The organism is Micromonospora craterilacus, assembly GCF_003236315.1.
Taxonomy (GTDB): Bacteria; Actinomycetota; Actinomycetes; order Mycobacteriales; family Micromonosporaceae; genus Micromonospora; species Micromonospora craterilacus.
Genome location: NZ_POTY01000417.1, coordinates 1 through 2,718, shown reverse-complemented (window position 1 = coordinate 2,718; position 2,718 = coordinate 1). Strand labels below are relative to the sequence as shown.

Below are 2,718 nucleotides of genomic sequence, written 5' to 3'. Positions count from 1 at the left end.
CCGGGGCCCCGCCCGGCCCGCGCCCCCCGGGCCGGACCAGGCCGCCGGGCGGCGCCGCCCGTTCGGTCAGAGATGCAGACCGCACTCGGTCTTCTCGAACATCGCCCAGCGACCGCCGCGCGGATCCTCGCCGGCCTTGGTCCGTCGGGTGCACGGCCAGCAGCCGATCGAGCCGTAACCGCGCCGGAACAGCTCGTTGACCGGCACGTTCCAACGGGAGATGTACGCGTCCACGTCCGCCTGGGTCCAGGCCGCGATCGGGTTGACCTTCACCTTGCCCCGGCGGGCGTCGAAGGTCACCACCCGCGTGTTGGCACGGGTCGGCGACTCGTCGCGGCGCAGCCCGGCGGCCCACGCGTCGTAGCCGGTCAGCGCCCGCTCCAGCGGCTCCACCTTGCGCAGCTGGCAGCATTCGTCCGGCGACCGGTTGAACAGCCGCGGCCCGTACTCGCCGTCCTGCTGGCCCACGGTGAGTCGGGGCCGGATCGACCGGACGTTGACCGGCAGTGTGCGGGCCACCTCGTCACGGACGGCGAGGGTCTCCGGGAAGTGCAGGCCGGTGTCCAGGAAGACCACGTCCACCCCGGGCGCGACCCGGGAGACCAGGTGGGCGAGGACCGCGTCGGCCATCGAACTGGTCACGCAGAACCGGTCGCCGAAGGTCTCCGCGGCCCACCGGGCGATCTCCAGCGCGGGCGCGCCCTCCAGCTCCCGGCCGGCCCGCTCGGCCAGCTCGCGCAGCTGGGCGGGGTCACGACGCGTGGCACCGGCCGGGCGGGGTGCGCCGGTGCCGACCAGCCCGAGGCCGACGGCCGAGACCAGGGCGCTCACTGGGTCACCGCCCGGGAGAGCAGGCCGGTGAAGCGGACCGTGAACACCCGGGTGCAGGCGTGGCACTCCCACGCGCCGTGGCCGGTCTCGCTCGGCCGCAGGTCCTCCTCGCCGCAGTACGGGCAGTACAACGGCACGGATCGGGACTCGCTCATGTCGGCACCCCGCTTCGCTGTGTGCCGCCATGAGGCTCCACGGCGCTGAGCGTGATGATTCGCTCGCTGCGCTCGCTCATCGCAGTTCCTCCTCGTCGACCCTGATCACCCAGTTGGCGAACGCCTCGCCCTCGGTGCGGCCGGCCAGGTAGCGCCGGGTCAGCCGCTCGACGTACTCGGGAAGCTCCTCGGCGGTGGTCTTCAGGCCGCGCAGCTTGCGGCCGAAGCCGGCCGTGCGGCCCTCGGTCATGCCGAGCCCACCGCCGAGGTGTACCTGGAAGCCCTCCACCTGGCGGCCGTCCGGGCCGGTCACCAGCTGGCCCTTGAGGCCGATGTCGGCCACCTGGGTGCGGGCGCAGGCGTTCGGGCAGCCGTTGATGTGGATGGAGATGTCGGCGTCGACATCGCGTAGCTGCTGCTCCAGCCGAGCCACCAACTCCTCGCCACGCGCCTTGGTCTCGACGATGGCGAGCTTGCAGTACTCGATGCCGGTGCAGGCCATGGTGCCGCGCCGCCAGGTCGACGGGCGGGCCTCCAGGCCGATCTCGCGCAGCCCGGCGATCAGCGACTCGGTCCGCTCCGACGGCACGTCGAGCACCAGCAGCTTCTGGTACGGGGTGAGCCGCACCCGGCCGCTGCCGTGCGCCTCGACCACGTCGGCGAGCTGGGCGAGCTGGGTGCCGGACACCCGCCCGACCACCGGGGCGGCGCCGACGTAGTTGCGGCCGTCCCGCTGGGCGTGCACGCCGATGTGGTCGATCGGCTTCTCCGGCAGCTCCGGAGCGGGCCCGTCGAGCAGCGTCCGGCCGAGGTACTCCTTCTCCAGCACCTCGCGGAACTTCGTCACGCCCCAGTCGGCGACGAGGAACTTCAGCCGGGCCCGGTGGCGCAGCCGGCGGTAGCCGTAGTCGCGGAAGATGCCGACCACGCCCGCCCACACGTCCGGCACCTCGGCCAGCGGCACCCAGACGCCGAGCCGCTGGGCCAGCATCGGATTGGTGGACAGCCCGCCGCCGACCCACACGTCGAAGCCCGGGCCGTGCTCGGGGTGGTCGACGCCGAGGAAGGCGATGTCGTTCGCCTGGTACGGGGTGTCCACCAGCCAGGAGATCGACGACTTGAACTTGCGGGGCAGGTTGGAGAACTGCTTGTCGCCGACGTACCGCCGGACGATCTCGTCGATGGCGGAGGTGGGGTCGATCAGCTCCGCCTCGGCCACCCCGGCCACCGGGCTACCCAGCACGATGCGGGGGCAGTCGCCGCACGCCTCGGTGGTCTGCAACCCGACCGATTCCAGCCGCCGCCAGATCTCCGGCATGTCCTCGACCCGGATCCAGTGGTACTGGATGTTCTGCCGGTCGGTGATGTCGGCGGTGTCCCGGGCGAACTCCCGGGAGATCTCGGCGATCGTACGCAGCTGGGCCAGGTCGAGCTGGCCGCCGTCGACGCGTACCCGCAGCATGAAGAACTCGTCTTCCAGCTCGTGCGGCTCCAGCACGGCGGTACGCCCGCCGTCGATGCCCGCCTTGCGCTGGGTGTAGAGGCCCCACCAGCGGAACCGACCCCGCAGATCCTGCGGGTCGATGGCGGCGAAGCCCCGGTGGGCGTAGATGTTCTCGATCCGGTGCCGCACGTTGAGCGGGTCGTCGTCCTTCTTGATCCGCTCGTTGGGGTTGAGCGGCTCGCGGTGTCCGAGCGCCCACTGGCCCTCGCCGCGGGCGCGGCGGGGTGC

The 2,718-nt window shown here is 72.4% G+C and carries 3 protein-coding genes; all 3 read right to left on the bottom strand.

Annotated features, from left to right (window positions below; translation table 11 throughout):
* Nucleotides 1-66: 66 nt before the first annotated feature.
* Nucleotides 67-831: a phosphoadenylyl-sulfate reductase gene (locus C1I95_RS33255; RefSeq protein ID WP_111220005.1), complete on the bottom strand. Its 765-nt coding sequence runs from the start codon at nucleotides 829-831 to the stop codon at nucleotides 67-69.
* Nucleotides 828-986 carry a hypothetical protein gene (locus tag C1I95_RS36050; RefSeq protein WP_199524028.1) on the bottom strand — a complete coding sequence of 53 codons (159 nt, stop codon included), beginning with the start codon at nucleotides 984-986 and terminating at the stop codon, nucleotides 828-830. Before C1I95_RS36050 ends, C1I95_RS33255 begins: the two co-directional genes overlap by 4 nt.
* Before the next feature lie 76 nt (nucleotides 987-1,062).
* Nucleotides 1,063-2,718, bottom strand: a 1,656-nt coding sequence (locus C1I95_RS33250) for a nitrite/sulfite reductase (protein ID WP_111220002.1), incomplete at its 5' end; no start/stop codon positions are given.